This window comes from uncultured Roseibium sp. (assembly GCF_947494555.1).
Classification (GTDB): Bacteria; Pseudomonadota; Alphaproteobacteria; order Rhizobiales; family Stappiaceae; genus Roseibium.
Genome location: NZ_CANLVF010000012.1, coordinates 1 through 2500, shown reverse-complemented (window position 1 = coordinate 2500; position 2500 = coordinate 1). Strand labels below are relative to the sequence as shown.

The following is a 2500-nucleotide window of genomic DNA, read 5'->3' as shown; positions in this document are numbered from 1 at the left end:
GTGATCTAGCCATGGCCAGGTTGAAGGTGCGGTAACACGCACTGGAGGACCGAACCCACGCCTGTTGAAAAAGTCGGGGATGAGCTGTGGCTAGGGGTGAAAGGCCAATCAAACTCGGAAATAGCTGGTTCTCCGCGAAATCTATTTAGGTAGAGCGTCGGATGAATACTCTCGGGGGTAGAGCACTGGATGGGCTATGGGGGCTTACCGCCTTACTGATCCTAACCAAACTCCGAATACCGAGAAGTACTATCCGGCAGACACACAGTGGGTGCTAACGTCCATTGTGGAGAGGGAAACAACCCTGACCGCCAGTTAAGGTCCCTAAGTTATGGCTAAGTGGGAAAGGATGTAGGACTCCCAAAACAACCAGGATGTTGGCTTAGAAGCAGCCATCATTTAAAGAAAGCGTAACAGCTCACTGGTCTAAATAAGGGGTCCCGCGCCGAAAATGTACCGGGGCTCAAGCCATACACCGAAACTGCGGGCACATCTTTGATGTGCGGTAGCGGAGCGTTCTGTAAGTCTGCGAAGGGATACCTGTGAGGGATCCTGGAGATATCAGAAGTGCGAATGCTGACATGAGTAACGATAAAGCGGGTGAGAGACCCGCTCGCCGAAAGTCCAAGGGTTCCTGCGCAACGCTAATCGGCGCAGGGTTAGCCGGCCCCTAAGGCGAGGCCGAAAGGCGTAGTCGATGGGAATGCAGTTAATATTCTGCAGCTTGTGGGTAGTGACGGATGCCGTGTGTTGTATCTCCTTATTGGATTGGGGATGCAGCGAAGGTGTTCCAGGAAATAGCTCCCACGTATAAACCGTACCCGAAACCGACACAGGTGGACTGGTAGAGCATACCAAGGCGCTTGAGAGAACTATGCTGAAGGAACTCGGCAAAATGCTCCCGTAAGTTCGCGAGAAGGGAGACCTCAGTTCGGGCAACCGGATTGGGGTGGCACAGACCAGGGGGTGGCGACTGTTTATCAAAAACACAGGGCTCTGCGAAGCCGCAAGGCGACGTATAGGGTCTGACGCCTGCCCGGTGCTGGAAGGTTAAGAGGAGGTGTGCAAGCACCGAATTGAAGCCCCAGTAAACGGCGGCCGTAACTATAACGGTCCTAAGGTAGCGAAATTCCTTGTCGGGTAAGTTCCGACCTGCACGAATGGCGTAACGACTTCCCCGCTGTCTCCAGCATAGACTCAGTGAAATTGAATTCCCCGTGAAGATGCGGGGTTCCTGCGGTCAGACGGAAAGACCCCGTGCACCTTTACTACAGCTTCACACTGGTATTCGTCACGACATGTGTAGGATAGGTGGTAGACGTTGAAGCCTTGGCGCCAGCTGAGGTGGAGTCACCCTTGAAATACCACCCTTGTCGTCATGGATATCTAACCGCGGTACAACAATATCCGGGACCGTGTGTGGCGGGTAGTTTGACTGGGGCGGTCGCCTCCCAAATGGTAACGGAGGCGCGCGAAGGTGGGCTCAGAGCGGTCGGAAATCGCTCGTTGAGTGCAATGGCATAAGCCTGCCTGACTGCGAGACTGACAAGTCGAGCAGAGACGAAAGTCGGCCATAGTGATCCGGTGGTCCCTCGTGGAAGGGCCATCGCTCAACGGATAAAAGGTACGCCGGGGATAACAGGCTGATGATGCCCAAGAGTCCATATCGACGGCATTGTTTGGCACCTCGATGTCGACTCATCACATCCTGGGGCTGGAGCAGGTCCCAAGGGTTTGGCTGTTCGCCAATTAAAGTGGTACGTGAGTTGGGTTCAGAACGTCGCGAGACAGTTCGGTCCCTATCTGCCGTGGGTGTAGGAGAATTGAGAGGATCTGTCCCTAGTACGAGAGGACCGGGATGGACGTACCTCTGGTGGACCTGTTGTGGCGCCAGCCGCATTGCAGGGTAGCTATGTACGGAAGGGATAACCGCTGAAAGCATCTAAGCGGGAAACCCACCTCAAAACCAGCTCTCCCTGAAGAGCCGTGGAAGACCACCACGTCGATAGGAAGCGTGTGGAAGTGCGGCAACGCATGAAGCTTAGCTTTACTAATAGCTCGTTCGGCTTGATCGCTCTCATTAATCAATGTTCATCTTTGCCAAAGCGCCCTGGGCGCTTTGGAAAGATCATTTTAAGTGCACTACCGGGCATACCCGTTTGCATCTCCTCGCCCTTTGGGCTGCGGGGATCGCGGGCAGCCTACTTGAGTGCGTTTGAAATGATCAAACCAAGACCAGTTTTACCCCTCATGGAAACACAGTTCGAAGCGCAAGCTTCGCAAGGCCAAGCGGCCGCCGCCCGGTCAGGGCGCGCTCCCGCAGGCCAGCGCTTGAAAAGCGCGGTGCGGCCGTGAGGGAAAAGCAAACTGCGCTTCGCCGGCCTGGTGGCCCCAGCGGGGAGCCCCCACCCGATCCCATCCCGAACTCGGCCGTGAAACTCCCCAGCGCCAATGGTACTGCATCTTAAGGTGTGGGAGAGTAGGTCGCCGCCAGGCCTGC

At 55.5% G+C, this 2500-nt stretch carries 2 rRNA genes (1 of these 2 cut by a window edge); both read left to right on the top strand.

From position 1 onward, the window contains the following. Positions 1 to 2075: ribosomal RNA gene (locus Q0915_RS31990) — 23S ribosomal RNA — on the top strand (it extends 650 nt beyond the left edge of the window). Between the two features lie 306 nt (positions 2076 to 2381). Continuing rightward, a 5S ribosomal RNA gene (rrf, locus tag Q0915_RS31985) occupies positions 2382 to 2496 on the top strand. Positions 2497 to 2500: the final 4 nt, after the last annotated feature.